General features: G+C 36.8%; 23 protein-coding genes. 13 read left to right on the plus strand and 10 right to left on the minus strand.

Going from position 1 to position 22,760, the window contains the following annotated elements; translation table 11 throughout:
- The first annotated feature begins 8 nt into the window (after positions 1-8).
- From gorA to map, 4 genes are all read left to right on the plus strand, one after another.
- Positions 9-1,358 carry a glutathione-disulfide reductase gene (gorA, locus tag NRE15_RS13255; RefSeq protein ID WP_313793341.1) on the plus strand — a complete coding sequence of 450 codons (1,350 nt, stop codon included), beginning with the start codon at positions 9-11 and terminating at the stop codon, positions 1,356-1,358.
- Between the two features lie 105 nt (positions 1,359-1,463).
- Entirely contained in the window at positions 1,464-1,709 is a 246-nt protein-coding gene (locus NRE15_RS13260) for a GlsB/YeaQ/YmgE family stress response membrane protein (RefSeq protein WP_313793342.1), read from the plus strand.
- 183 nt (positions 1,710-1,892) lie between these two features.
- Positions 1,893-2,672 carry an acyl-[acyl-carrier-protein] thioesterase gene (locus tag NRE15_RS13265; protein WP_313795003.1) on the plus strand — a complete coding sequence of 260 codons (780 nt, stop codon included), beginning with the start codon at positions 1,893-1,895 and terminating at the stop codon, positions 2,670-2,672.
- Between the two features lie 17 nt (positions 2,673-2,689).
- Positions 2,690-3,457, plus strand: coding sequence for a type I methionyl aminopeptidase (gene map, locus NRE15_RS13270; protein ID WP_313795004.1), 768 nt, complete (start codon positions 2,690-2,692; stop codon positions 3,455-3,457).
- A 503-nt stretch (positions 3,458-3,960) separates the two neighbouring features.
- Here map and galU read toward each other — a convergent pair.
- The 6 genes from galU to NRE15_RS13300 all read right to left on the minus strand — a co-directional run bounded on the left by galU (position 3,961) and on the right by NRE15_RS13300 (position 9,463).
- A complete protein-coding gene (gene galU, locus NRE15_RS13275; RefSeq protein ID WP_313793343.1) occupies positions 3,961-4,854 on the minus strand; it encodes a UTP--glucose-1-phosphate uridylyltransferase GalU in 894 nt (297 codons plus the stop codon).
- Positions 4,855-5,979, minus strand: a complete 1,125-nt coding sequence (locus NRE15_RS13280) for a glycosyltransferase family 4 protein (RefSeq protein ID WP_313793344.1) — start codon at positions 5,977-5,979, stop codon at positions 4,855-4,857.
- Between the two features lie 27 nt (positions 5,980-6,006).
- On the minus strand, positions 6,007-6,276 hold the full coding sequence (locus NRE15_RS13285) for a hypothetical protein (protein WP_313793345.1): 270 nt from the start codon (positions 6,274-6,276) through the stop codon (positions 6,007-6,009).
- Between the two features lie 21 nt (positions 6,277-6,297).
- Complete coding sequence (locus NRE15_RS13290) at positions 6,298-7,539, minus strand: aminopeptidase (RefSeq protein WP_313793346.1); 1,242 nt, start codon at positions 7,537-7,539, stop codon at positions 6,298-6,300.
- A gap of 29 nt (positions 7,540-7,568) precedes the next feature.
- Positions 7,569-8,018, minus strand: a complete 450-nt coding sequence (locus tag NRE15_RS13295) for a flavodoxin (protein ID WP_313793347.1) — start codon at positions 8,016-8,018, stop codon at positions 7,569-7,571.
- A 98-nt stretch (positions 8,019-8,116) separates the two neighbouring features.
- Positions 8,117-9,463, minus strand: a complete 1,347-nt coding sequence (locus NRE15_RS13300; RefSeq protein ID WP_313793348.1) for an MATE family efflux transporter — start codon at positions 9,461-9,463, stop codon at positions 8,117-8,119.
- Positions 9,464-9,674: 211 nt separating this feature from the next.
- Here NRE15_RS13300 and galE point away from each other — a divergent pair, with 211 nt between their 5' ends.
- The 8 genes from galE to NRE15_RS13340 all read left to right on the plus strand — a co-directional run bounded on the left by galE (position 9,675) and on the right by NRE15_RS13340 (position 19,763).
- Positions 9,675-10,706, plus strand: a complete 1,032-nt coding sequence (gene galE / locus NRE15_RS13305; protein ID WP_313793349.1) for a UDP-glucose 4-epimerase GalE — start codon at positions 9,675-9,677, stop codon at positions 10,704-10,706.
- Positions 10,707-10,714: 8 nt separating this feature from the next.
- Positions 10,715-11,674, plus strand: a complete 960-nt coding sequence (locus NRE15_RS13310; RefSeq protein WP_313793350.1) for an LCP family glycopolymer transferase — start codon at positions 10,715-10,717, stop codon at positions 11,672-11,674.
- A gap of 27 nt (positions 11,675-11,701) precedes the next feature.
- Positions 11,702-13,072, plus strand: coding sequence for an LCP family glycopolymer transferase (locus NRE15_RS13315; RefSeq protein WP_313793351.1), 1,371 nt, complete (start codon positions 11,702-11,704; stop codon positions 13,070-13,072).
- A gap of 850 nt (positions 13,073-13,922) precedes the next feature.
- Complete coding sequence (locus NRE15_RS13320; RefSeq protein WP_313793352.1) at positions 13,923-15,116, plus strand: glycosyltransferase; 1,194 nt, start codon at positions 13,923-13,925, stop codon at positions 15,114-15,116.
- Positions 15,113-16,528 carry a lipopolysaccharide biosynthesis protein gene (locus tag NRE15_RS13325; RefSeq protein ID WP_313793353.1) on the plus strand — a complete coding sequence of 472 codons (1,416 nt, stop codon included), beginning with the start codon at positions 15,113-15,115 and terminating at the stop codon, positions 16,526-16,528. Before NRE15_RS13320 ends, NRE15_RS13325 begins: the two co-directional genes overlap by 4 nt.
- Before the next feature lie 39 nt (positions 16,529-16,567).
- A complete protein-coding gene (locus NRE15_RS13330) occupies positions 16,568-17,905 on the plus strand; it encodes an O-antigen ligase family protein (RefSeq protein WP_313793354.1) in 1,338 nt (445 codons plus the stop codon).
- Entirely contained in the window at positions 17,902-18,972 is a 1,071-nt protein-coding gene (locus tag NRE15_RS13335; protein ID WP_313793355.1) for a hypothetical protein, read from the plus strand. The genes NRE15_RS13330 and NRE15_RS13335 overlap by 4 nt, the downstream gene beginning before the upstream one ends.
- A gap of 23 nt (positions 18,973-18,995) precedes the next feature.
- Positions 18,996-19,763, plus strand: a complete 768-nt coding sequence (locus NRE15_RS13340) for a glycosyltransferase family 2 protein (protein ID WP_313793356.1) — start codon at positions 18,996-18,998, stop codon at positions 19,761-19,763.
- A 49-nt stretch (positions 19,764-19,812) separates the two neighbouring features.
- Here the strand turns inward: NRE15_RS13340 and NRE15_RS13345 are convergent, their stop codons facing one another.
- The 4 genes from NRE15_RS13345 to NRE15_RS13360 form a co-directional block, all read right to left on the minus strand.
- Positions 19,813-20,040 carry a DUF1858 domain-containing protein gene (locus NRE15_RS13345; RefSeq protein ID WP_313793357.1) on the minus strand — a complete coding sequence of 76 codons (228 nt, stop codon included), beginning with the start codon at positions 20,038-20,040 and terminating at the stop codon, positions 19,813-19,815.
- Positions 20,041-20,131: 91 nt separating this feature from the next.
- Positions 20,132-20,500: an iron chaperone gene (locus NRE15_RS13350; RefSeq protein WP_313793358.1), complete on the minus strand. Its 369-nt coding sequence runs from the start codon at positions 20,498-20,500 to the stop codon at positions 20,132-20,134.
- Positions 20,501-20,522: 22 nt separating this feature from the next.
- On the minus strand, positions 20,523-20,915 hold the full coding sequence (locus NRE15_RS13355) for a threonine/serine exporter family protein (protein ID WP_313793359.1): 393 nt from the start codon (positions 20,913-20,915) through the stop codon (positions 20,523-20,525).
- Positions 20,916-20,956: 41 nt separating this feature from the next.
- Positions 20,957-21,745: a threonine/serine exporter family protein gene (locus NRE15_RS13360; RefSeq protein ID WP_313793360.1), complete on the minus strand. Its 789-nt coding sequence runs from the start codon at positions 21,743-21,745 to the stop codon at positions 20,957-20,959.
- Positions 21,746-21,906: 161 nt separating this feature from the next.
- Here NRE15_RS13360 and recX point away from each other — a divergent pair, with 161 nt between their 5' ends.
- Positions 21,907-22,749 (plus strand): recombination regulator RecX, encoded by an 843-nt coding sequence (gene recX, locus NRE15_RS13365; protein ID WP_313793361.1) that lies wholly within the window; start codon positions 21,907-21,909, stop codon positions 22,747-22,749.
- Positions 22,750-22,760: the final 11 nt, after the last annotated feature.

The following is a 22,760-nucleotide window of genomic DNA, read 5'->3' on the forward strand; positions in this document are numbered from 1 at the left end:
AATTGTATATGAGAGAATTTGATTTAGTCGTTCTTGGAGGCGGTAGCGGAGGAATTGCTACGGCAAATCGAGCTGCAGAACATGGCGCCAAAGTTGCCATTATTGAAGTCAGTCATTTAGGCGGTACTTGCGTGAATCAAGGCTGTGTTCCTAAGAAAGTTAGTTGGTATGCAGCCCACATTAATGATGCCATCCAAAAATATGGACCAGGATATGGTTTTGAAGTCGATCATTTAACGTTTGATTATGCCACTTTTCTTAAAGCGCGCGATGGTTACGTTGAACGCTCTCGAGCAGGGTATGTTAATCGTTTCAATGCTAATAAAGTTGAATACATTGCAGGTTATGGTGTTTTAAAAAATAATCATGAAATTGAAGTAAATGATGAACTAATTAAGGCGAAATATATTGTTTTAGCTACGGGCGGACATCCTGAAATTCCCGATGTAAAAGGGGCAGAATATTTAGAAACATCCAATGATTTTTTTGCTTGGAAAGATTTGCCCGGGTCAGTAGCGGTAGTTGGAGCAGGCTACATAGCCGTGGAGTTAGCTGGTGTCATGCATAGTTTAGGCGTTAAATCGCATCTAGTGGTTCGTTTTGATCGCCCATTACGGAGTTTTGACCGCATGCTTAGTGACGGCATTGTAGAAGCCTTTGAAACAGATGGACCTCAACTTATTACCCACACCAGTTTTGATGAATACAGGAAAAATGAAGCTGGCCAAATTGAATGTTATCAAAAGGGTGAACTACGTTTAACGGTTGACCGCGTTATCATGGCCGTTGGCCGTCAACCGAATACAGATAAAATAGGCCTTGAAAATACTAAGGTTCGCTTGACGCCAAAAGGACACATCGATGTGGACGATCAACACCAGACGGCGGAAGCAAATATCTATGCTGTCGGTGATGTGATTGGGAAAATTGATTTAACACCTGTTGCAATTAAAGCTGGACGTCAAGTGGCAGAGTATTTATTCAATCATGCCAGTTCCGCTGGAATCGACTACACGAATGTCCCTTCAGTCGTCTTTACACATCCGGCCATTGGAACCGTAGGCTTAACCCAAGAAGAAGCGATTGAAAAATACGGTGAAGAACAAATTAAAATTTATACAAATAAATTTTATTCGATGTATGCCTCAGCTGCTTGGCATCGGGAACCCTGTTATTTTAAATTAGTTTGTTTAGGTGACAACCAACAAGTGATTGGGTTACATGGGATTGGTGAAGGGGTTGATGAGATGATCCAAGGCTTTGCAGTAGCCATTAAGATGGGGGCAACCAAAGCACAATTCGATAGTGTTGTGGCTATTCATCCTACCGGTGCAGAGGAATTTGTCACAATGCGTTAATAAATTGATACCAATTAAGACTTATTACTTGCTATCTATGTCTGATGTTGTATAATTACATTAGCATTAAAATGCTACAATTTAAAGACAAGAGAGGTGAAAAGAATGGGTTGGTTATGGTCATTAATTGTCGGTGGTGTCATCGGTTGGTTAGCAGGACTTATCATGGGACGTGATGTACCTGGTGGTGTTATTGGTAACATTATTGCAGGTTTAATCGGATCTTGGATTGGTGGTATGCTATTTCCTGATTTCGGTCCTATTGTTGGAGGCTTTGCAATTATACCAGCTTTAATCGGTGCCATCATTCTTATCGCAGTTGTTAGTTTTGTTTTACGTCGTTCAAGATAACAAACAACTATGATAGAATACTAAAGTTTTGTTTTATATTAGTGAATCATCCGAATGTCATTTAGGCATTCGGTTTTTTTAACGAGAAAATAGTCGACTTTTTCCCACAAATGTAAAAATAATAGTATAATAGACTCAATGCGTAAAGCCTAAATTTACTGAAAGGAGAAAGCTAAGTTGGCTATGGAAAAATATAAAACGTATAATCAATCTTACCTTATTACCGATGATTACTATTTGAAAGAATTTGGAAATTTATTTGATATAGGAAAATTGATCAGGCATACGCTCTATGTCTCCGGTGAGCATGATAAGTATCTCCAACGCGAAATAAATGTTAAACTGATTAAGCAAGATCAAACTTGGGTTATCACGCAGTATTATATTAAGCAACACCAGCTACCAAAATTAAATGATCAGATTTGGGTAAGAACGCGAGTGATTGATGCTAATCGCTTTTTTATTACCCGTTACTTTGATGTTTATACCGAGCAAGACTTGTTGTATGAGGTATACACTCAATATACCGTCATCGATTTGAACTCACGTAAAATGGTGCGGATGAATGTTGACCCCTTGGAACACAACCAACTCATCGATACAGAATTTACAGCGGCGTTTAATCGCTTTGTAAAACCCGATTCATTTGATTACTATTTGACAACTGAAAAAGTAATTCATGAGAATGATATCGATTATAATAATCATGTAAATAACTTAGTTTATCTTAATTGGGCATTTTCATCATTGCCTGAAGATTTGGTTAAAAACTATTCTATCGATACGATTGAAGTGAAGTATGGAAAAGAATTACGCCGAGACAACCAGGTGATGATTGAATCATTTGGTTCAAAGCAAGACGATAATCATATTGAAACTTATCAAATTATTAAGGATAAGGATAACGGCAAAGATGCTTGTTATGTTCGTATCCAATGGCAACAAGAAGAGAAAAAATTATGAGGAGAAGAAGACGTAAAGTGATAACTTTAAAATCAGAACGCGAAATTGAAGCAATGAAAGAATCAGGTAAAATTTTAGCTGGCATCCATAAACAATTAAGGGATTTCGTAAAAGAAGGCGTAACGACAGCTGAAATTGATGCCTTTGTCCAAGAAAAAATCGAATCAGCCGGTGCTGTAGCAGCACAAATTGGTTATAATGGCTATGAATTTGCAACTTGTACAAGTGTCAATGATGAAATTTGCCATGGCTTTCCATCTAACTATAAACTCAAAAGTGGCGATGTGGTAAAGGTTGATTTTTGTGTGGATTTAAACGGTGCCATTTCTGATTCATGTTGGTGTTATGCGGTAGGTGAACTTACTGAGGAACATCAACGTTTAATGGATGTAACCAAAAAAGCTTTGTATTTAGGTATAGAACAAGCGGTTGTTGGTAATCGCATCGGTGATATTGGGCATGCAATCCAAACGTATGCTGAAGGTGAAGGGTTTGGTGTTGTGCGTGATTTCATTGGCCATGGTATTGGACCAACCATTCATGAGGAACCTGCGGTGCCCCATTATGGTTTGCCTGGCAAAGGTCTGCGTCTAAAAGAAGGTATGACGATTACCATTGAACCAATGATTACAACTGGAACATGGCAAATGAATATGGATGATAATAATTGGACAGCGAGAACACGCGATGGTGGCTATTGTGCCCAATATGAACATTCCATCGTTATCACCAAAGATGGTCCGGTATTGTTGACTGATCAAGGGGATAATAATTTGGCGTTTTAGTGTGATGTTCTGTTTGCTACAAAAATTCGACCGATGTGAATTATAGTGGGACCGTCTTCCGCACGGCTCCAGACTCGGCTGGCTACTCAGCCTCTAAAGCCTAAAGGCTTAAGAGGCTGATGTGTGCCAGTCCGTCCTTTACACTATAATTAACATCGGTCGATTTTTTTTCGCTCACAAAGCTGAGAATTGAGAAATAAGTTGCGATTAGTCAAATTACCAAGGCTTCACTCGTTGAGGTCATTTCTGAAATAGGATGATCTGTGTTGATTCAAAAGGCTCAACGTAGCCTATACTTAAAAATTTAAGCGCAAAAAATCCAACCGTTTTTTAAATAATAGTGACCAGGACGGACCGGCACACATCGCTCCTTTAGAGGCTCTGCCTCTTAGGGAGCGAGTAGCCGGCCGAGTCTGGAGCCGTGCGGAAGACGGTCCCACTATCATTTAAAAAACGGTCGGATTTTTGAAGCGACACCTAAGCTCTCTTACTCTTAAGCATTCTCACTCTTCAACCGTCTCATTCTTAAGCTTTTCGCCTAATTCAATCAAATGGACTCTTAAATCATCTTTAATTTCAGGATGACGCAAGCCATAGTCGATGCTCATTTCCATAAAACCTAATTTACTACCAATATCATAACGCTTGCCATCAAAACGCTTGGCAAAGACACGCTGAGTTAAATTCAAGGTATCAATCGCATCAGTTAGCTGAATTTCATTACCTGCACCAGGCTCTTGATTTTCTAAAATATTAAAAATTTCAGGCGTTAAAAGGTAACGTCCCACAATGGCTAAATTACTTGGAGCATCTTCGGGTTTTGGTTTTTCAACAAAATTTAAAACATTGTAGATACCTTCAGAGTATTCACGCTCAGGCGCAATGATACCATATTTAGACGTATCTTCATGGGGTACTTCCATGACTGCAATATTAGACGCATGCGTTTCATTATAAACATCAATTAACTGTTTAGTTAACGGTACCTCATCTTCCATAATGTCATCGCCAAGCATAACGATAAAAGGTTCATCACCAACAAATGCTTTGGCTTGCAAGACCGCATGACCTAAGCCCTTTGGATAAGATTGACGAACAAAGAAAAGGCTAATATCACTTGTTTTTTTAATCAATTCAAGAAGATCATATTTACCTTTCTTTTCCAATTGTTGCTCTAATTCAATATTAGAATCAAAATGATCTTCAATGGAACGTTTGCTTTTACCCGTTACGATAAGTATTTCCTCAATACCTGAAGCAATAGCTTCTTCCACAATAAATTGAATTGTAGGTTTATCCACAATAGGTAACATTTCTTTTGCCATTGCTTTGGTTGCAGGTAAGAAACGAGTTCCAAGACCTGCTGCTGGAATAACAGCTTTTCTAACCTTCTTCATTCATTCATTCTCCTTTTTTGTTAAAAGCTCTTGGTAGATGTCTAAATATTTTTTTGAAACAACTTGCCAATTGAATGCATCGATACTGGCAGTAGCATTATGCGAAACCCGTGAATAATGTTTGATTATATAATCCAACGCTTTAGTAAATCCACGTGTATCTGTTTTTTCGACACTGACACCGATTAAGTGATTATCAAAGAAACTGTCGAAACCTTCATTTTTAGTATAAATAACAGGCAGACCTTGACTCATCGCTTCGGGATAAACAAGACCAAAGGTTTCAGGTGACGATAAAAGTGCAAAAATATCCATTTCACGATACATTTGGAGCAACTCTTCTTTCGATTTGCTACCATGATAAATGACGTTGGGTGTTTGCTTTAAACGTTCTGTAATCCGTTGATTCCAAGCAGGGCCAACAATATGTAACTCGGTGGGATGAATATGATTATATTCATTTACCATCTCCGCTAAAGCCTCAAAGCGTTTGCCAGCATACACTTTTCCTACACTAATGATACGTAAGGGTTGGCTTAAGGAATGGTTTTGACGATAATAACGATTATTTAACCAAAAGTCATCAATACCATTAGCGATAATGTCTGTTTTTGCTTGGAAACTGTTAACTAGCGATTGAGGGATGTAATTATTATATACTTCATGATAGGTATTTTTTGAAATGAAAACAATCTTGCTGGCATTTTTTAAGATATCAAGCCCCATATTTCTTAGCCAAGGCATCCGTTGAAAAAAGGTACGGACATCAGCATTACGAACCGCTACGACATAGGGAATGTTATAGCGTTTGTGGATTTGTCGGGCGAGCCAACCATTAGAAAATAATGAATGGGCATGAAGAATATCAAATTCATTAAAATCATAAGTTGATAAAAGATCTTTTAAAATTTTATTATGCTTTAAATGAAAAATGTAACGATCAAATTGATGAAAGGTACGATGAACAGTTGTATAATCCCCAGACGTAGCTAAACGTTCTTCTGGATATTCATATGAAATAGGGACATAGACGTCTATGTCTATGCCCGATTGAATCTGGCGATTGTATAACTGATTAAACAATCCCGAAGTTGAGAAATAGGAATTGATATGGAGTACTTTCATTACTTTCTCCTTACATGACAATATTTATTATTCTTCACTTTGTTGTTCTAATTCAATAAGTCGTGATTCTAAGCTATCAACGCGGTCAACTAATGACTGATGTGCTTCATTAATGTCTTCTCTTTCATCTGAAGGTATTTGAAAATAAGTAATTAATACGTAAATTCCAATAAACAGAAGAAGGATGACAATAATCATATAAAACCAACCGCCACGGTCAAAGCGACGATCAATTTCATCCATTTGTTTACTCAGTTCTTGTTCGATTGAAGTATTTGTTTTCTTTGTTTTCTTCATACCTTACTCCTTTAAGATGACTTAAAAAGCCCATTCACCATTTCTAAAGACGGGAATGACTTCACCTTCATATGTTATACCATCAATATCCATTTCACCACTACCAACCATAAAATCAACATGGATGGTTGAGCGATTTAAACCTACTTCTTTTAATTCATCTTGGGACATCTTTGTGCCATTTAAAACAGACGTTGCATAAGCAGAGCCTAAAGCCAAATGGTTCGAAGCATTTTCATCAAACAAAGTGTTATAGAAAATAATCCCCGATTGTGAAATAGGTGATTGATGAGCTACAAGTGCGACTTCACCTAAAGAACGGGATCCATCATCGCTATCCAATAAATTCAATAACGTTTCTTCGCCTTCAGAAGCAGAAGCTTTAACTACTTGACCATCTTTAAATTCAAAGACCATATCTTTAATTAAAACCCCACCATAACTTAGCGGTTTAGTACTTGAAATGACCCCATCAATGCGTCGAAAATCGGGAGCGGTGAAGACTTCTTCAGTTGGCATATTAGCAATAAATACCTCACCCTGTTGATTCTGACTTCCAGCGCTTTCCCATAGATGATTTTTAGGTAAACCAATGACAATATCCGTTCCAGGACTCGTATAATGTAATTCTTTAAACTGTTTTTTGTTCAAGAAGGTTGCTTTTTCTTGTAAACGATCTTCATGTTCATCCCAAGCATCCACTGGATCTTCTTCATAGACACGGGTTGTTTTAAAGATTTGATCCCATAAAGCATCAACTTGTTCTTCAGTTGTAGCTAAATCTGGGAAAACTAATTTAGCCCATTCTTCACCTGCACCGGCTGCAACTAACCAACTAACGACATTGGCTTGGGTGGCAATTCTTACGTCATGCATCGCTTCTGCATTAGCCTTATTAGCTGCGCTAATTTTACTTGGATCAATTCCTTGTAAGGCATTTGGATTGGAAGAACGCAAAGATATGCGTTTAGCCAATTTTTTAATCATATCATTTGCTTCATCGATACGATATTGGGGGATGTCAGTCAAAGTTTCCACGTCTTGGTATTCATAACCTAAGCGTGTTGTTTGATCATCTGTCCAATTAATAATGACTTTTTTTGCACCAGCTAAATAAGCTTCTTTGATTAAAAGGCGTGCTAAAGGGGCTTGTTCAATATCTGTATTTATTTGTACATAATCGTCTTTTTGAACATTAATGCCTTTTTGAATTAATAGTTGTGCATATTTAGTTAGTAATTGATCAAAGTTTTCTAATACCATTTAAAATAAAATCCTCTCTTGTTTATAGTTTATAAATTAAAATGTGCTGCGATTGAATCTGCAAGTGCTTCTAAGCGGACGATGTCTTCTTCTTCAGCATCAAGATTAACCTTCACGCTTGGGCCACCTAAGGTAGCACCTGTTTTAAGGAATTGCTGTTCAAAAAAATCTACGGCCGCACAGAATACTTCATAAAAATCATCTCCAGATCCAAACACTCCGAAGACTTTATCCGTTAAATCTAGTTCACCTAATTCTTCATGAAAATCAATCATTTCGTCTGGTAGAACACCATCAACACCATATGTATAAGATCCTACAATACATATATCATAATCGAGAAAATCTTGGGCGTCGGCTTGCATGCAATCATAAACTTCAACATTGATTCCATGGCTTTCTAAAGCTTCTGCAACAATATCAGCCATTTGCTCAGTATTTCCAGTTAAACTTGCAAAAACAATTAATGCTTCTGGCAATAGTTAGAACCTCCTTTATTAAATATCTTGCGTGTTTCAAAAGACGTAATCAATCCTCATCGCACGTTGAAAAAACACTTGTACCTATTATAGCAAACTTAAACTCTTTCTGACACGTTAAATTGATTTTGGAGTTCATCTTTAATCATAAGAAAATTAATGGTACAGACCAATGCGGCAGCCGACCAAGCTAGGCCATCACCTAAAATGACACCATTAAATCCCATAAATTGATATAAAACCGTCGCAGCCAGTATTCGCATAAGGACTTCTGCCATGCCGGCAAGTGAAGGAAACAGGCTGTATCCTAAACCTTGTAAAGTATAACGATAAATAAATAATAAACTTAAGGTCCAATAAAAGGGAACATGAAACAAAAAATACCTTGTCCCATAATCAACAACGGCTGAGGATAAATCTGCCCCAGAGACAAAATGAACGAGATAAGAACCACTGAACAAAAAGATAATTGAAAATATGCCGGCTATAGCTATTGATAAAATAGTAGCCACTTTAACACCCTCTAAAATGCGTGCATACTGATTTGCACCTAAATTTTGAGCTGTAAAAGTAGCCATGGCTAATCCAATTGAAGATAAACCAATAATACAAAACATATCAATGCGAGCACCAATCCCTTGTGCGGCGACGGCATCTGAACCAATTTCATTTAAGGAACGTTGAACAAAAAAAGCACCGATTGAAATAATGATTGATTGGACTGCGATGGGTATGGAATTTTTGAGATGGCCAATAAATTCACTGACTCTAAACTGTCTATGGCTAAAATTAATATATAGAATCGGCCATTTTTTTCTTACGGCTACAAAACATAAGATAACGCCAAGCAGATTAGCTAGTAAAAATGCTAAAGCAATTCCTTGAATACCCATATCGAAGATAGCAACAGCCAGGTAGTCTAAGGTGATATTTATTATGGAGACTAAAATAATAAACAAGGAAGGTGTTCGCGAATCACCTAGGCCTCGAAACATATAGGTGAGAAGCACAAAAATAGTTTGCGCAGAATACCCCCAAAACATTATTTTTAAAAAGTCGTAAGCATAGGCATAGGATTCAGCTGCAATATTTAAGACGGCCAGCATCTCATCTAAAAAGAAATGGCCAATGGCTGTAATACTCAGACACAAAATGACGACATAAAAATAATTAATGAAAACACTGCGCTTTAGGCGATGAAAGTCCCGGGCACCGTAAGCGTTCGATAGATGAATGGTTAAACCGAGAATAAGACCAACGGCTAAATTACTAAATAGGTAATAGATGGTTAAAGCAGCCGTATAACCTGCTAAAACATGGACTCCAAGCGTCCAGCCAATTAACATGTTTTCGAGCAATAGATAAAGCTGAACAATGAAATTGCTGATTATTAAAGGAATTGCAAGCTGTAAAATAGTTTTAAGTGCGGATTGATTGGTATCCATGTAGTTGCCTCCGTTAAGTGGAAATAAATTATTCGTTAAAAGTAAGATACTCTATTTTTTAGTCATTTGATAGCTAAAAAATCAATATATTAACTTTTTCTCAAACTTGTTTCATTACTGAAATTTTAATTTTTTTGAAATAAGAATATGCTATACTATTACAAGAATCAAAACCTAAAAATAAAATTTATCATGAAGAGGAGTATATAGTATGGCAATTTTAATTACTGGCGGTACGGGTTATATTGGAAGTCATACGGTGGTTGAACTTTTAAACTTAGGTACGGAAGTAGTGATCGTCGATAATTACTATAATAGCAAGCCTGAGGTTTTAGAGCGTATTAAAGAGATCACAGGTGTAGAGCCTATCTTTTACCAAGTGGATATTTTAGATAAAGCAGCTCTCAAAGAAGTTTTTGAGAATCATCGGATTCAATCAGTGATTCACTTTGCAGGTTATAAAGCTGTCGGGGAATCTGTTAGTGAACCATTAAAATATTATTATAATAATATTGCAGGTACGATTGCCTTGTTGCAAGTCATGGATGAAGTCGGTGTGAAAGACATTGTATTCAGTTCTTCGGCAACTGTTTATGGTTTAAATAATCCATCACCATTAAAAGAAGATATGCCTACAATGGAAGCGAATAGTCCATATGGTTATACAAAAGTTGTCATTGAACAAATGTTACGTGATTTGGCGCATGCCGATGAAGCGTGGTCAATTACTTTATTACGCTACTTTAATCCAATCGGTGCCCATCAATCAGGTCGAATTGGTGAAGATCCTCAAGGAATTCCCAATAATTTAATGCCCTATATTACGCAAGTAGCGGTAGGCAAACGTGATCACTTGAGTGTGTTTGGTAATGATTATGATACACATGATGGAACCGGCGTGCGGGATTATATTCATGTGGTGGATTTAGCGATTGGTCACATACGTGCCATTGAAAAGAACACCGCCGTTCGTGGTGTTAAAACATATAATTTAGGGACTGGTATTGGCTATAGTGTTTTGGATTTAGTTAAGGCTTTTGAAGAAGCGAATGGCATCACCATTAAATATGAAATTACAGACAGACGTCCTGGTGACATTGATACCTGTTATGCCGATGTTAGTTTAGCTAATGAAGAATTAAATTGGCATACTGAAAAAACCTTGATGGATATGTGTCGTGATTCATGGAATTGGCAACAAAATAACCCGAATGGTTATGATAGTCCTAACGAAGTTAAGTAGGTTAGTTCATGAAAAAGCCATCTTCTGTCTATCAAAATCCTTATCTACCTAAGCGTGAAAAAAGAGGGCGTGCGTTCCTATCAAAATTAGGATGGCTTATTTTAATCGTATTTATTATAGCAATAATAGGTTTTCTATTATTTCAATTACAATGGTTTAGAATTCGCAATGCGTATGAATCCCAAATAATGGATCAATCGGTCTCAATTTCCTCGCAATCAATGGTTGCTATTCAAAATCAAACCCCGATTCAAATACTGGTAATAGGTTATAATCAAAATGCTAATCAGATTGAAAATCATTTGATTCAAACCTATGCCATCAAACCTGATGAAGAGGCAATTTTAGCTATTGAATTTTCACCTGATTTATTAATTGATATAAACGATCATCCGTCGATTCCGATGAAGGAAGCTTTAGTTCAAAGTGATTATGCTGACATACAATCAGAAGTTGAAACTTTAATCGATTCGTCGATTGATTACTTCTTCGCCATTAATTTTTCAACAATTAGCCCATTAGTCGACTACTTAGGCGGAATAAACATAGCACCGTATGAAACCATACAAATAAATGATCGCATGCTTGAAGCAAATGAAACGTATGTTTTGAAAGGTGACGAAGTCAATCAATTTCTCCAAAGAAGTGTTAATGAAACGACTATCGAATATTTAAATAAGGAAAAACTTGTTTTTAATGGCTTATGTGATGCGATATTTAGTCAAAATCATTTTTTTAATGCGCCAACTATGATAGAATTAGCGGGGCAAAGTATCCAAACGAATCTTCCTATTAACTATTGGCGGCAAATTTTTGAAGAAGGTTCTTTAGTTGAAAATTATTCTTTAACTACTTTGTTATTCCAAGGGATTACAATGATTGAAAATAATGTTACCTTTGAAATAATAGATGAAAATAAACAGGTTGAGATTCAAAATCAAGTTAGGCGATTTCTTGAAAATGAATAATCTGGAAATCGTATGGGAAGTGTTGTAATGAAAAAAATGTTTAGAAAAAAGAATGGTAGCATAAGTATTGCGAAGGTTGTTGGGTGGATATTTCTCATCGCCTTATTAGTCGTAGCTGCTTTTGCTGTCAAAGTTTATCAAGATATACAGGCTGTTCGTCAGTCAATCGTCGTAGAAATGGTCGATGTTGAAAATTTGCGTGATGATGATGTTTCAATTGAAGAGGGGGAACCGCTGAATATCCTCTTAATCGGAACAGATGATGACGAATTAGAAAGAGACACGAATGATGGCTATGTGGGTCGTTCGGATACTTTAATGATGATTACGTTGAATCCACAAAATAGAACAACCAAATTTTTAAGTATTCCTCGTGATGCACTAGCTATGGTTGATGGGTCGCCGGATAAAATTAACCATGCTTATGCCTATGGTGGAGCGGAACTGACGATTGATACGGTCCAACAATTTCTTGGTGTTCCGATTGACTATTATGCGGTTGTTAATATGTCAGGTTTAATCTCCTTAATCGATGCTATTGGCGGTATTGAAGTGACGAGTCCGTTAACGTTTGAGTATCGTGGCACAGGTTTTGTTAAGGGAGAAACACGAGAAGTTAATGGTGTTAAAGCTATGAATTTTGCTCGGATGCGTTATGATGATCCTGAAGGTGAAGTCGGTCGTCAAAATCGACAAAAAATTGTTGTGAAAGCGGTCATAGACAAACTACTTTCATTTGATACGTTGACAACCTATCCTGAAATATTAAAAGTGGTTAGTCAAAATGTTCGGACCAATTTCGACATCACCACAGCTTTAAATATTTATCAAAATTATTTACCTGCATTAGATAATATTTCGTCGATTCAATTCAATGGTATGGAAGAGACGTATATTAATGAGGTATTCTATTTTTATATTCCTATCTCAAGTCGCTTACAAGTCAGTAATGAAATTAGACAACAACTTTCAATGAGTCCACTTGTTGCTAGTGATTTAATAGACCCATTAGATTCTGAACATGAAATAGCCGCCACCAAAGTAGCGATTATTTTTAATCAATACCCAACCGGCCTATCACAAGAAGAAACGGATCGCATTTTAGCTATGCAACAAGAAGCGCAATGGTTACGTGAATATAATGAGACGGAACCCGAAGTTGTTCCGGATTATACTGAAACATATCAACCGCCTATCGTGCAGCCAACTCAACCGTCAAATCCTCCGGTTTATTACCCACCGGAATCTGTCAACCCGCCAGAAACAACGCAACCACCTGTGAATCCGCCGGTCGAACCGGAAGTTCCTGTTGAACCAGAAGTTCCCGTCGAACCCGAACAGCCAGTGACACCTGAGCCTCCGGTTGAGGAGAATTTGCCAACCGATAGCACTGAATAAGCTGGTTTAACTTAATTCAACGCGTTAAAAGGTAAGCGGGAAGTAACAGACTGGTGATTGGATAAGTTGCGTCTGATAATTTGATTTGCCGGCTTTCGATGGGAAAAGAAAGCCGGCAAGTGGGTTAAGCAGAAATAGTTAAATGGCGCGCCCCAATCCCCCGCCAAACGGTGTCTCATTTGGCGTTCACTCGTGAACCCCCCGCCAAATGGTGTCTCATTTGGCGTTCACTCGTGAAGCCTCCGCCAAATGGCGTCTCATTTGGCGTTCACTCGTGAACCCCCCGCCAAACGGTGTCTCATTTGGCGTTCACTCGTGAAGCCCCCGCCAAATGGCGTCTCATTTGGCGTTCGCCTCGGTGGTGAGGAAGAATATGAGCTTCAAGTAAGTGATTGTCAGTCTACGATGGTCTAACTATGAAGGAAATTCATGATAATTATTAGGCAAATGTTTATTCGGGTCATTACTCTGTTAGCAGTGGCCAGATTAAGCATCTTAAACGAGAGATTTCTGAAAAAATATCGCAATGATGTGATTCATCGAAGAGGATCAGCCTATTATCATATTGAGTATGGCAGACATCCGTTCGTTCACTTCCCACTTATGTTAAAAGCTACAATTTCAAGCGGAAAAGCATCCGAACGTTTTTATAATTATCATGAAAAGGCTGGAAGACGGTCCTACTGTAATTATAAAAACGTTCGGATTTTTGGAACCATAGTACACTCAACGTAATAATCATTCAGCTTTCATAATTTAAAGAAAGCTTAGGATTCAATGACTTAAGGAAGCAAAATAATAAATATGCTATAATGTTAGCTGAATTAACTGTAATTAGAAGGAGTAAATTATGGCAAATCATAGAGCAGAAAATGAACCGATGCGCATTCTGCATATTATGAGTGGTTTTGGTGGCGGAATTTCATCATTTATAAAAAATCAAGCAGAAGGATTAGTTAATCGTGCCATTATTTTTGATGTCGTCACTTATGATGAATGTTCACCAGCCTTTATGAATGCGATTGAAGCAATCGGTGGCAATGTTTATCGGTTGGTTAATCCTAAAAAAGATGGTTGGAAAGCCTTTAGGCAATCATTTATTAATGTGCTCCAACAAAACACCTATGATGTCGTACATTGTCATATCAGTGGCTATCGTGCTTTACCTTACCGGTATTTAGCCAGAAGTTACCACATCAAAAAATTTTATATTCATGCACATTTAACGTCACTGACTAATAATCACTCCATTAAATATCGCATTCAAACGCGGCTTTATCAGCTAATTAACCAAATGTTGAGCGATGCCTATTTAGGTTGTAGTAAAGAAGCAATCTATTCAGTTTTTGGTCAAGATATACCCGAAAACCAAATAATGGTGATTCCCAATAGCATTGATAGTTTTCAATTTATTGAAGTTGATGAAAAAGCCTCAGACTTAAGGATAAGCCAAAGGGAGACTTACCAATTTGACTTAGATGATTTGGTCATTGGACAAGTTGCGCGTTTGGAAACGGTAAAAAACCATCAATTCACTTTACGCTTAGCACACTATATGGAAGAAAATAATTTGGCAGGTAAATTTGTATTAGTTGGTGAAGGCTCACTTAAAGATGAATTGTCAGCTGAAATAAAGCGGTTGAACCTCCAACAGCGCGTTTTCATATTAGGTCGAATTCATCCGATAACTGAATTTTATCCCATGCTGGATGTCTTATTTTTACCCTCTTTGCGTGAAGGGTTACCAACTGTCGTTGTCGAAGCACAAGCCAGTGGAATCCCAGTGGTTATGGCTGACACCATTACGCAAGAAGTGGACTTACATTTAGGTATGGTGCAAGCTGTTGCTTTAGATGACTCTTTAGCCAATTGGTACCAAGCCATTGTCAAGGCTAGTCAAACACAGGTACCTAGTATGCAAAAGCGACTTAATCGGATCAAAGCTGAGAATTTTACGAATGAATCAGCCGCTCGTTTATACGAGCAATTTTTAAGAGGCAAGATTACTTCTTATCAAATTGGACAGTCAGGAGGCTATGAATGAAGCATTTTCTAAAAAGATTAGTAGGATTTTCATTGGGACCTATATTAGGTGCCATTATCTCATTAATCCAAGTACCTATTCTTAACCGCCTTTTAGGCGTAAACGAGGTAGGAAAAGCTTATCTTTTTCAATCGTTAATCGTTATTATTCCAACTTATATTTATTTCGGGTTAGATCAAGCCTATACACGCGAATACCATCTTTATAAAAATAAACGTCAACTTATGCAATTGGCGACGTTGATTCCTATGATAGCCGGCGTGATATTATTTATTATTGCGATTGGTTTTGATCAAAATATTTCCATGTGGCTATTTGAAGATCCACAATACTATTATATTGTTTGGTATTCTGGTGTGTGGGTGTTAGCAACCGTCTTAGAACGTTTTCTCCTATTGACGATTCGTATGGAGGAAAAAGCCATTGAATATTCTATGTTTAACTTTTTGTTAAAACTAGGGACTTTTGTGGTTTCAATAGGGTTAGCTCTGTTAGGTTGGCGTGACTTTAAAGTCATTGTTTATGGTTTAATTTTTGGTCAATTATTTGGTGATTTGATTTTATTTATACGTTACCGTGATTTTCTAAACCTAACTGATTTTGAGATGGATTTACCTTTGTTGAAAAAAATGTTAGCATTTGGTATTCCTTTAATGATTGCTACATCATTATCATCATCCTTAACAGCTATTGATAATATATTTATTAAACAATACACTACTAGTAAGGAACTGGGTATTTATAATTCAGCCATTAAGATAATAAATGTCATTGGTATCGTTAAGACAGCCTTTACGAGTTTTTGGGTACCTACGGCTTATCGCTGGTATGAAGAACGTAAATCATTAAAACATTTTAAGTTTATTAGTGATATTGTGTTGTTAGGTCTCACAATTATTTTTTATGGTATTTTGATTTTTAAACCGGTTATGGTTTTCTTAGCGGGTGGGGAAGAATATTCAGATGTGCAATATATTATCGGACTCTTGAGTTTCCCGCATATCATGTATACTTTATCTGAAACGACAACTTTAGGAATTGTCTTTTCAAGACGAACGTATTTAAATATTTTGGTTAGTTTGGCCGCCTTTATTCCAAGTATTTTAATTAATATGACTTTAACCCCAACTTTAGGTTATCGTGGTGCCGCCTTAGCTTCATTTGCATCGTATATCATGTTTTATTTAGCACGTACCTATTTATCCAAAAGAACAGGCTTTTATTTTGGTCAACGCAAACAATTAATTTCCATTGCTTTAATGGGCTTTGTGGCTATTTTAAACGCCTTTCCAATTGAACATATTGGTTGGATTAATGTTGTGTTCATATTTCTAACATTGGCTGTTCAAACATCAACCATTAAAGATGCTATTTCAATTCGCAATAATCCATCCGAGTGGGATTTTGACTAATTAATAACTTACATACGTATTTAGGAGGGAGGAGCAGGCTTGAAGACTTACTTAATATTGTTAGTTATGAGTGTTTTTTTAGGGACGGAGATTTTAGCGGTTAATGTCAGTGTGGCTCAATTAACGATTTATCGTTTACTGGCTTTAGGTACTATCCCCCTTTTAATTTACCAACTGGGCATCAAAAATAAACGCTTAGTTTTGGTGGCCAATAGTCATGCTACATATGCTTTAATTTGTTATGTTCTATGGTGGCTTTGGGCGGTTATTTCAGTCCTGTGGGCAGAAAATTTGCTGGGTTGGCTCCAAGCCGTCTTCTTAATGACGATTGGAATTGCTAGTATTGTGGCTCTATACTTTTTCGTATCTAGTTTCCAGCAATGGCAACGATTAATTCAAGCAGTCTGGCTGATGATTTCTGGCTTAGTGGTTTGGGGCTATTTTGAGATTGTGACGAATATCTATTTATTGGCTGATATCGAAAAGTTAGATAAATATCGAACGTTTGATTCTCAACCCTGGACGCGCATTCCTATCACTATCTTTTCAAATCAAAATGATTATGCTACCTTATTATTAGCCTATTTAGCTTTATGTTTAATTTTATTTAATTTGACGCGTTCGACTTGGAAACGATTGATATACTTGGTCATGTTATTTGCGAGTATGTTGCTTATTTATCAGAGTGGCTCAAGGATGGCTTTATTATGTCTCATCCTATTTTTCGTTGTTTATGGTCTATTGCATTTGAAATGGAATTTTCAACCTAAGCATTATCTGTTGATTGTTAGCTTAGGTCTAGCGATGGTCGTGTTAGTTTTGTTTTTACAACCTAACTTATTGATGCACTTATTAGAGACCTTGCGGACGTCAACACTGAGAGGTGTTATAACTGGTGATGAAGCGCGGATTAATCTGTGGCATAACGGTTTAATGTTCTTAGTGAAAAGTTTTGGTTTTGGTGTTGGAGCCGGGAATATTGAATATTGGATGGAGCATTACGCCTATCTTTTTACAAATGATTTAGTCAATATCCATAATTGGTGGCTTGAAATACTGGTTGGCTATGGACTGGTTTCTTTTGTTTTATATGTTTCTGCCTATGGTTTAATGATCTATAAATTATTACAAATTATGCGTAGCAAAAATGTTTTTTATCGACCAGTCGCAAAAAGTCTAGTCAGTTTTATGTTAATCTTTATTTTGGCAAGTGTCACTTCTTCGACCAATATGTTCATTGAATGGCATTGGGTGTATTTTGGTTTAATCATTAGCTTTATTAAACTGGTTGAAATGCAAGAGGGAAAAGCTGCCAATAAGCGTTTAACGAGCCAGTATATAACAATTAATCGAGAAAAGATTGAGGTGATTTCATGAGTTTAGTAACATTAGTCAGCGAATTATGGCGTTTTATAAAAGATTACTTTATAAAAATCCTTTTTGGGGCAGTGATTATTGCTCTGTTAGTTGTTGGGGTGCGTTATGTCTTAACTAAAAATGTGGATGAGGAAGTTGTAGCCCATTATGATTATTTGGCAAATATCTATCATCAAGAACCCGCGGAGTTTCAAGCTATCGTAGTCAATGAAGATGGCACATTTTTTAATAATTCGTTTGTTTTTGATGAGTATTTCAGTCGTCCGGAAGTGATTAAGCAGATTGAAGCTGAGACGGGTCTTTCATTGATGCCTTGGTATGAAGCTGAACAAGCCTTAGAATTGTATAAGACAACGCAGTTTAGAGGTGGAATAGCTAATATTAGGAATACATCAACGGATATCATGACATTTCGTTTTTTAGTGGGTCAATCAAGTGAAGAAAATTTACAAATTGCCCAAGCCTATGCCGATTTAATGACTTCGGGTGATATTCCATTTATGACGACCCATCAAATTTCAATTATTCAAGAACCTGTTATCCATGAGTTTTTAGATTTGGAAGTCATCAAAAGTGTCCCGACAGAAGAAACCTTAAGTGGTTTTGAAAGTCCTAGTTTAACATCAACCATCATTTATGGTGCGATTGGTTTTATTATGGGGATATTTATTATGATTATTGGTTTGTTGGTCTTGCGGTTATTTAAAAAGCGGATTAATTATGGGTTTGATTATACTTGGCAATTAGATGATCAACATTTGTTATTGAGTCATGACCGTTTACAAGGGAATGTTGATTTAGACACCTATTTGAAAGTCCCTAAAGTGACACAACGGATTATTTTATCCCAAAATAATCATATGGGGCATGATTTTGATTGGGGTCATCAAGAAGGGGTTATTTTTGCGAATAAAATGCAAAATTTAGTGGAGACGGATTTAACGGTTGAGCCCAATGAAATTATTATTTTGATTTATGCTCAACAAACCGAAAAAGCCTGGTATCGTGAACAAGCCGATTTAGCGCATCTTTTCAGTGTTCCGTGTAAAATAATCCATATCATCTAGCTTGTTGTAAGGAGTTAAGTAAAGTGAAGAATAGTCAAGTACAACCTGATATATCAATCATCACTCCCGTTTATAATGCAGCGCGTTTTTTAGCTGAGACCATTGACAGTGTACAGAACCAATCGTTTAGGAATTGGGAGTATATTTTAGTGGATGATTGTAGTCAGGATGAAAGTGTTGCTTTAATTCAATCGTATCAAAGAGAAGATAAGCGGATTAAGTTAATTCAGCTAGAGGAGAATAGTGGGGCGGCGGTTGCTAGAAATACGGCTTTAGAAAAAGCCCAAGGGCGTTATATTGCTTTTATTGATAGTGATGATCGTTGGGTAGAAGATAAGTTGGCTGAACAATTAACGTTAATGCAGACGGAAAATTATGCGTTTACTTATACAAATTTTGCCTTAGTGAGTGAAGATGGTTCCATCATAAAAGAAAAAATTAAGTTACCGGCTAAACTCGATTACCATGGATTACTTAAAAATACGGCCATTGCTTGTTCAACGGTAATGCTCGATCGCCAACAGGTGGGGGATTTTAGAATGCCACTTGTACGTAAAGGCCAAGATACGGCTACTTGGTTACAAATTATGCGTACCACTGGGGTTAGCGCTTATGGTTTGGACCGGGTCTTAAATTATTATCGTCAAGTCGAAGGCTCGATTTCCAGTAATAAAGTGGATGCTTTAAAGCGGACATGGAATACCTATCGTAATCTTGAACAATTACCCTTATATAAATGTATCTACTACTTTTGCCATTATGTGGTTCAAGCCATTTTACGGCGGTTGTAGAACTCGACTAACTAAAGCTCTCTATTTTATAGAGAGCTATTTTTATTATTTAGCCAATCACTTTATAACCATTCCACTGTAGCGTTTTCGTGAGTGTATTCAGGTCGATGCCGAGCATTTTACAACCTTGTTTGAGGGTAGTGGCTTTACCAACGGTTTGCCGCATCAGAGGGTTTTTTAAAGGTGTAAAACCAAGTTCAACAAGTAGATCGATTAATTCAGGATTTTTTTCGAGTGTCTCGTAGACGGAAATATTTAAATCAATTTCATTTTGCATAAACTTCCTCCTAATAAAGACCGCTGGCAATTGAATGTCAAAAATTAATTATAAATGACAAAACGGGTATATAGGTGTAAAACCTTCTTAATTAACGCCAATATTTATTGAGGTCTTTTTTATCTTCTAATTGGATTTGAATCAATTCTTCTAATAAATCAAAATTAAATGGGGCAGTCCATGGCACTTTATAGGTCATATCAGTTGCTGTGTAACCAGCTGCTTCAACTTTATCAGCGAATTTTGCCATCAAACCTTTTTCACTTGTAACGGACACAAAGTTTTTTGTTGGTTTAAATCCAACAATAAAGGTCCCATTATATTCAAATAGCAGCTGACTCCACTTAATCGATTGATCAAAGTCAGGGTGTTGCGTTTGAACCCAATCAACAAGGTTTTGAAAATGTTCTTTTTGTGTAGGCTCACTTATTTTATTTAAAATATCTTGATAGCTTGTCATGGTTATTTTCCTCCTCGTAAAATTAGTGCATTGAGTGTTTCTTTTGATCTAAATGGCGTTTAATTTCTAGACTAGAATCTACGATAAAGACGGCTAACGCAATCATCCCCGCAATCATTAAGGCTTCAAAAAAGTAATAAGAACCTAAAGCAGTATCACCATTAATAAAGTTAAAGACTGTACGATAAATCGCCACCCCTGGGACTAAAGGAAAGAAGGAAGGAATATAGAAAATCGTCACGGGTGCTTTGAAAATTCTGGCAAATTGTTGGCTAATAATTGAAATAATGACACAAGCAATAAAGGTAGCTAAGGCGGTACCGACATGGGGTAAAATAATTAGATAGACAGCATACCCAACAGCGCCAATAATACCGACTTTATATTGAAGAAAACGGGGGGCTTCAACAACCACTGCCGCTGAAACAGTAGCGATATAGGCACCTACGACTTGAATTAAATATTGGATAATAATGAGATAACACCTCCCGAAATCGATAAGCCTAAAACAACACCTAAGGCTAAACTTAAGGCGATAACTAACGCATCGGCAATCCGTGCTAGACCAGAGTTATAATCGCCTTTTAGCGTATCACGGACCCCATTTGTAAAAGCTGTTCCCGGATATAAGGGCATTAAACCTGAAATAATAATGATATCACTCGATATTTGATAAGGGATAAAGTAAATGACAATGGGAAAGATTAGGGCAACGAGTGCGGTCGTAAACATACCATAAATAAAATCATTCATCCCAAAAAACTGTTTAATAGCTGTTGAATACGACACTATGGCACCCGCAAAAATGGAAACAATCACTTCACCGATATTCCCCCCTAATAAAATGGCGAAGGCAACCACTAAAATGTTAGTGGCTATCATTTTTTGTTGAGGGGTGTACTCCATTTGATCAACGACTTTTAGCTGTTGATTAGCTTCTTCAATCGTTATTTCATTGGCCGTTAAGGCACGGCTAATATTATTTACGCGGTATATTTTTCTTAAGTGATTGCCGCGACTACTGATACGGCGCACTAGGGTGATGGATTCAACTTCTGGATTTGAATCGTCTAAGGTAATATATAGCGCAGTGGTGGTGGAGACGACTTCTGTAATATCCAAACCACTGGTTGCTAACATGCGTCGCACCGTATCTTCCACACGGTAACTTTCAGCATGCGATTCAAGCATTATGACACCAGCTAAAGCAGCTGTTTCAGCAATTTTTTTGTACTTTGAGTACACGTAAGTAGGCTCCTTTACTAATCAATTTTTATACTATGGTTTGTTAGAATATGTTACCATAGAAGAGTAATTTTCAATCGCATTTAGCATAACATAAAGTACTTGAAAATTTAACAACTTGCAGTCAAATCTTTTCATCCTTATGAAAGGGGGAAGTTTTAATGAAAATCACAAAAATTGAACGTCAAAAGAAAAATAAGGAACGTTATTCGATTTATTTAGACGAGGACTTTGCTTTTGGTGTTAGTGAGTCTGTTTTAATCCGTTTTGCTTTGACAAAAAATTTGGAATTAACACCTGCTGACATTGATCGGATTAAAGCAGCTGAGAACTCGGAATATTTATTCAATAAGGCTTTAAATTATTTATCGTATGGTTTGCGAACCCAAAAAGAAATGACCTTATACTTACAAAAGCATTTAAATGCCGAAGACGTGCCAATGGACGAAGCTGAACAATCAAAGGTCATCGCCAAAACGCTTGAACGCCTTGAACATTTAAAGTTGTTAGATGATTTAAATTATGGGCAAGCTTATGTTCAAACCAAAGTGACCATTAACCGCAAAGGACCTAAAGTCATTCAACAAGAATTATTTAAAAAAGGTCTAGCTAAAGAGGTCGTCGATGCCTCTTTAGTGCAGTATGGTCAAGATGATCAAGTCGAAAATATCGATTATTTAGCGCAAAAATTTTTGAAGGCTAATCAAAAATTACCTCTTAAGGCATTGAAGCAGAAGTTGCAGCAACATTTATTGATGAAAGGTTTTGATAGTGATTTAATTTCTGAGTGGATGAATGAGTTTTCTTTTGAAGCACTCGAAAATGATGATGCGTCTTTAATTGGAAATGAAGCTATTAAAATGATTAAAAGACGGCAAAATAAATTTAAAGGGAAAGCTTTGGAACAAAAAGTTAAAGAAGGTTTGTTTAATAAAGGGTTCGATTTTGAAACCATTCAAAGCTGGGTAAATCAAAATAATACCTTGTTTGACGAATCAAATTAGAAAGAGGCTTA

It is taken from the genome of Fundicoccus culcitae (genome assembly GCF_024661895.1).
Lineage (GTDB): Bacteria > Bacillota > Bacilli > Lactobacillales > Aerococcaceae > Fundicoccus_A > Fundicoccus_A culcitae.

Excerpts from the sequence above, each read along its gene's own strand:
- NRE15_RS13265 (WP_313795003.1), top strand. The coding sequence starts at position 1,893 with ATGGAAAAATATAAAACGTATAATCAATCTTACCTTATTACCGATGAT.
- NRE15_RS13315 (WP_313793351.1), top strand. The coding sequence starts at position 11,702 with ATGAAAAAAATGTTTAGAAAAAAGAATGGTAGCATAAGTATTGCGAAG.
- NRE15_RS13350 (WP_313793358.1), bottom strand. The coding sequence starts at position 20,500 with ATGACAAGCTATCAAGATATTTTAAATAAAATAAGTGAGCCTACACAA.
- NRE15_RS13345 (WP_313793357.1), bottom strand. The coding sequence starts at position 20,040 with ATGCAAAATGAAATTGATTTAAATATTTCCGTCTACGAGACACTCGAA.
- NRE15_RS13260 (WP_313793342.1), top strand. The coding sequence starts at position 1,464 with ATGGGTTGGTTATGGTCATTAATTGTCGGTGGTGTCATCGGTTGGTTA.
- galU (WP_313793343.1), bottom strand. The coding sequence starts at position 4,854 with ATGAAGAAGGTTAGAAAAGCTGTTATTCCAGCAGCAGGTCTTGGAACT.
- NRE15_RS13310 (WP_313793350.1), top strand. The coding sequence starts at position 10,715 with ATGAAAAAGCCATCTTCTGTCTATCAAAATCCTTATCTACCTAAGCGT.
- recX (WP_313793361.1), top strand. The coding sequence starts at position 21,907 with ATGAAAATCACAAAAATTGAACGTCAAAAGAAAAATAAGGAACGTTAT.
- NRE15_RS13320 (WP_313793352.1), top strand. The coding sequence starts at position 13,923 with ATGGCAAATCATAGAGCAGAAAATGAACCGATGCGCATTCTGCATATT.
- gorA (WP_313793341.1), top strand. The coding sequence starts at position 9 with ATGAGAGAATTTGATTTAGTCGTTCTTGGAGGCGGTAGCGGAGGAATT.
- galE (WP_313793349.1), top strand. The coding sequence starts at position 9,675 with ATGGCAATTTTAATTACTGGCGGTACGGGTTATATTGGAAGTCATACG.
- NRE15_RS13290 (WP_313793346.1), bottom strand. The coding sequence starts at position 7,539 with ATGGTATTAGAAAACTTTGATCAATTACTAACTAAATATGCACAACTA.
- NRE15_RS13280 (WP_313793344.1), bottom strand. The coding sequence starts at position 5,979 with ATGAAAGTACTCCATATCAATTCCTATTTCTCAACTTCGGGATTGTTT.
- NRE15_RS13300 (WP_313793348.1), bottom strand. The coding sequence starts at position 9,463 with ATGGATACCAATCAATCCGCACTTAAAACTATTTTACAGCTTGCAATT.
- NRE15_RS13335 (WP_313793355.1), top strand. The coding sequence starts at position 17,902 with ATGAGTTTAGTAACATTAGTCAGCGAATTATGGCGTTTTATAAAAGAT.
- NRE15_RS13325 (WP_313793353.1), top strand. The coding sequence starts at position 15,113 with ATGAAGCATTTTCTAAAAAGATTAGTAGGATTTTCATTGGGACCTATA.
- NRE15_RS13285 (WP_313793345.1), bottom strand. The coding sequence starts at position 6,276 with ATGAAGAAAACAAAGAAAACAAATACTTCAATCGAACAAGAACTGAGT.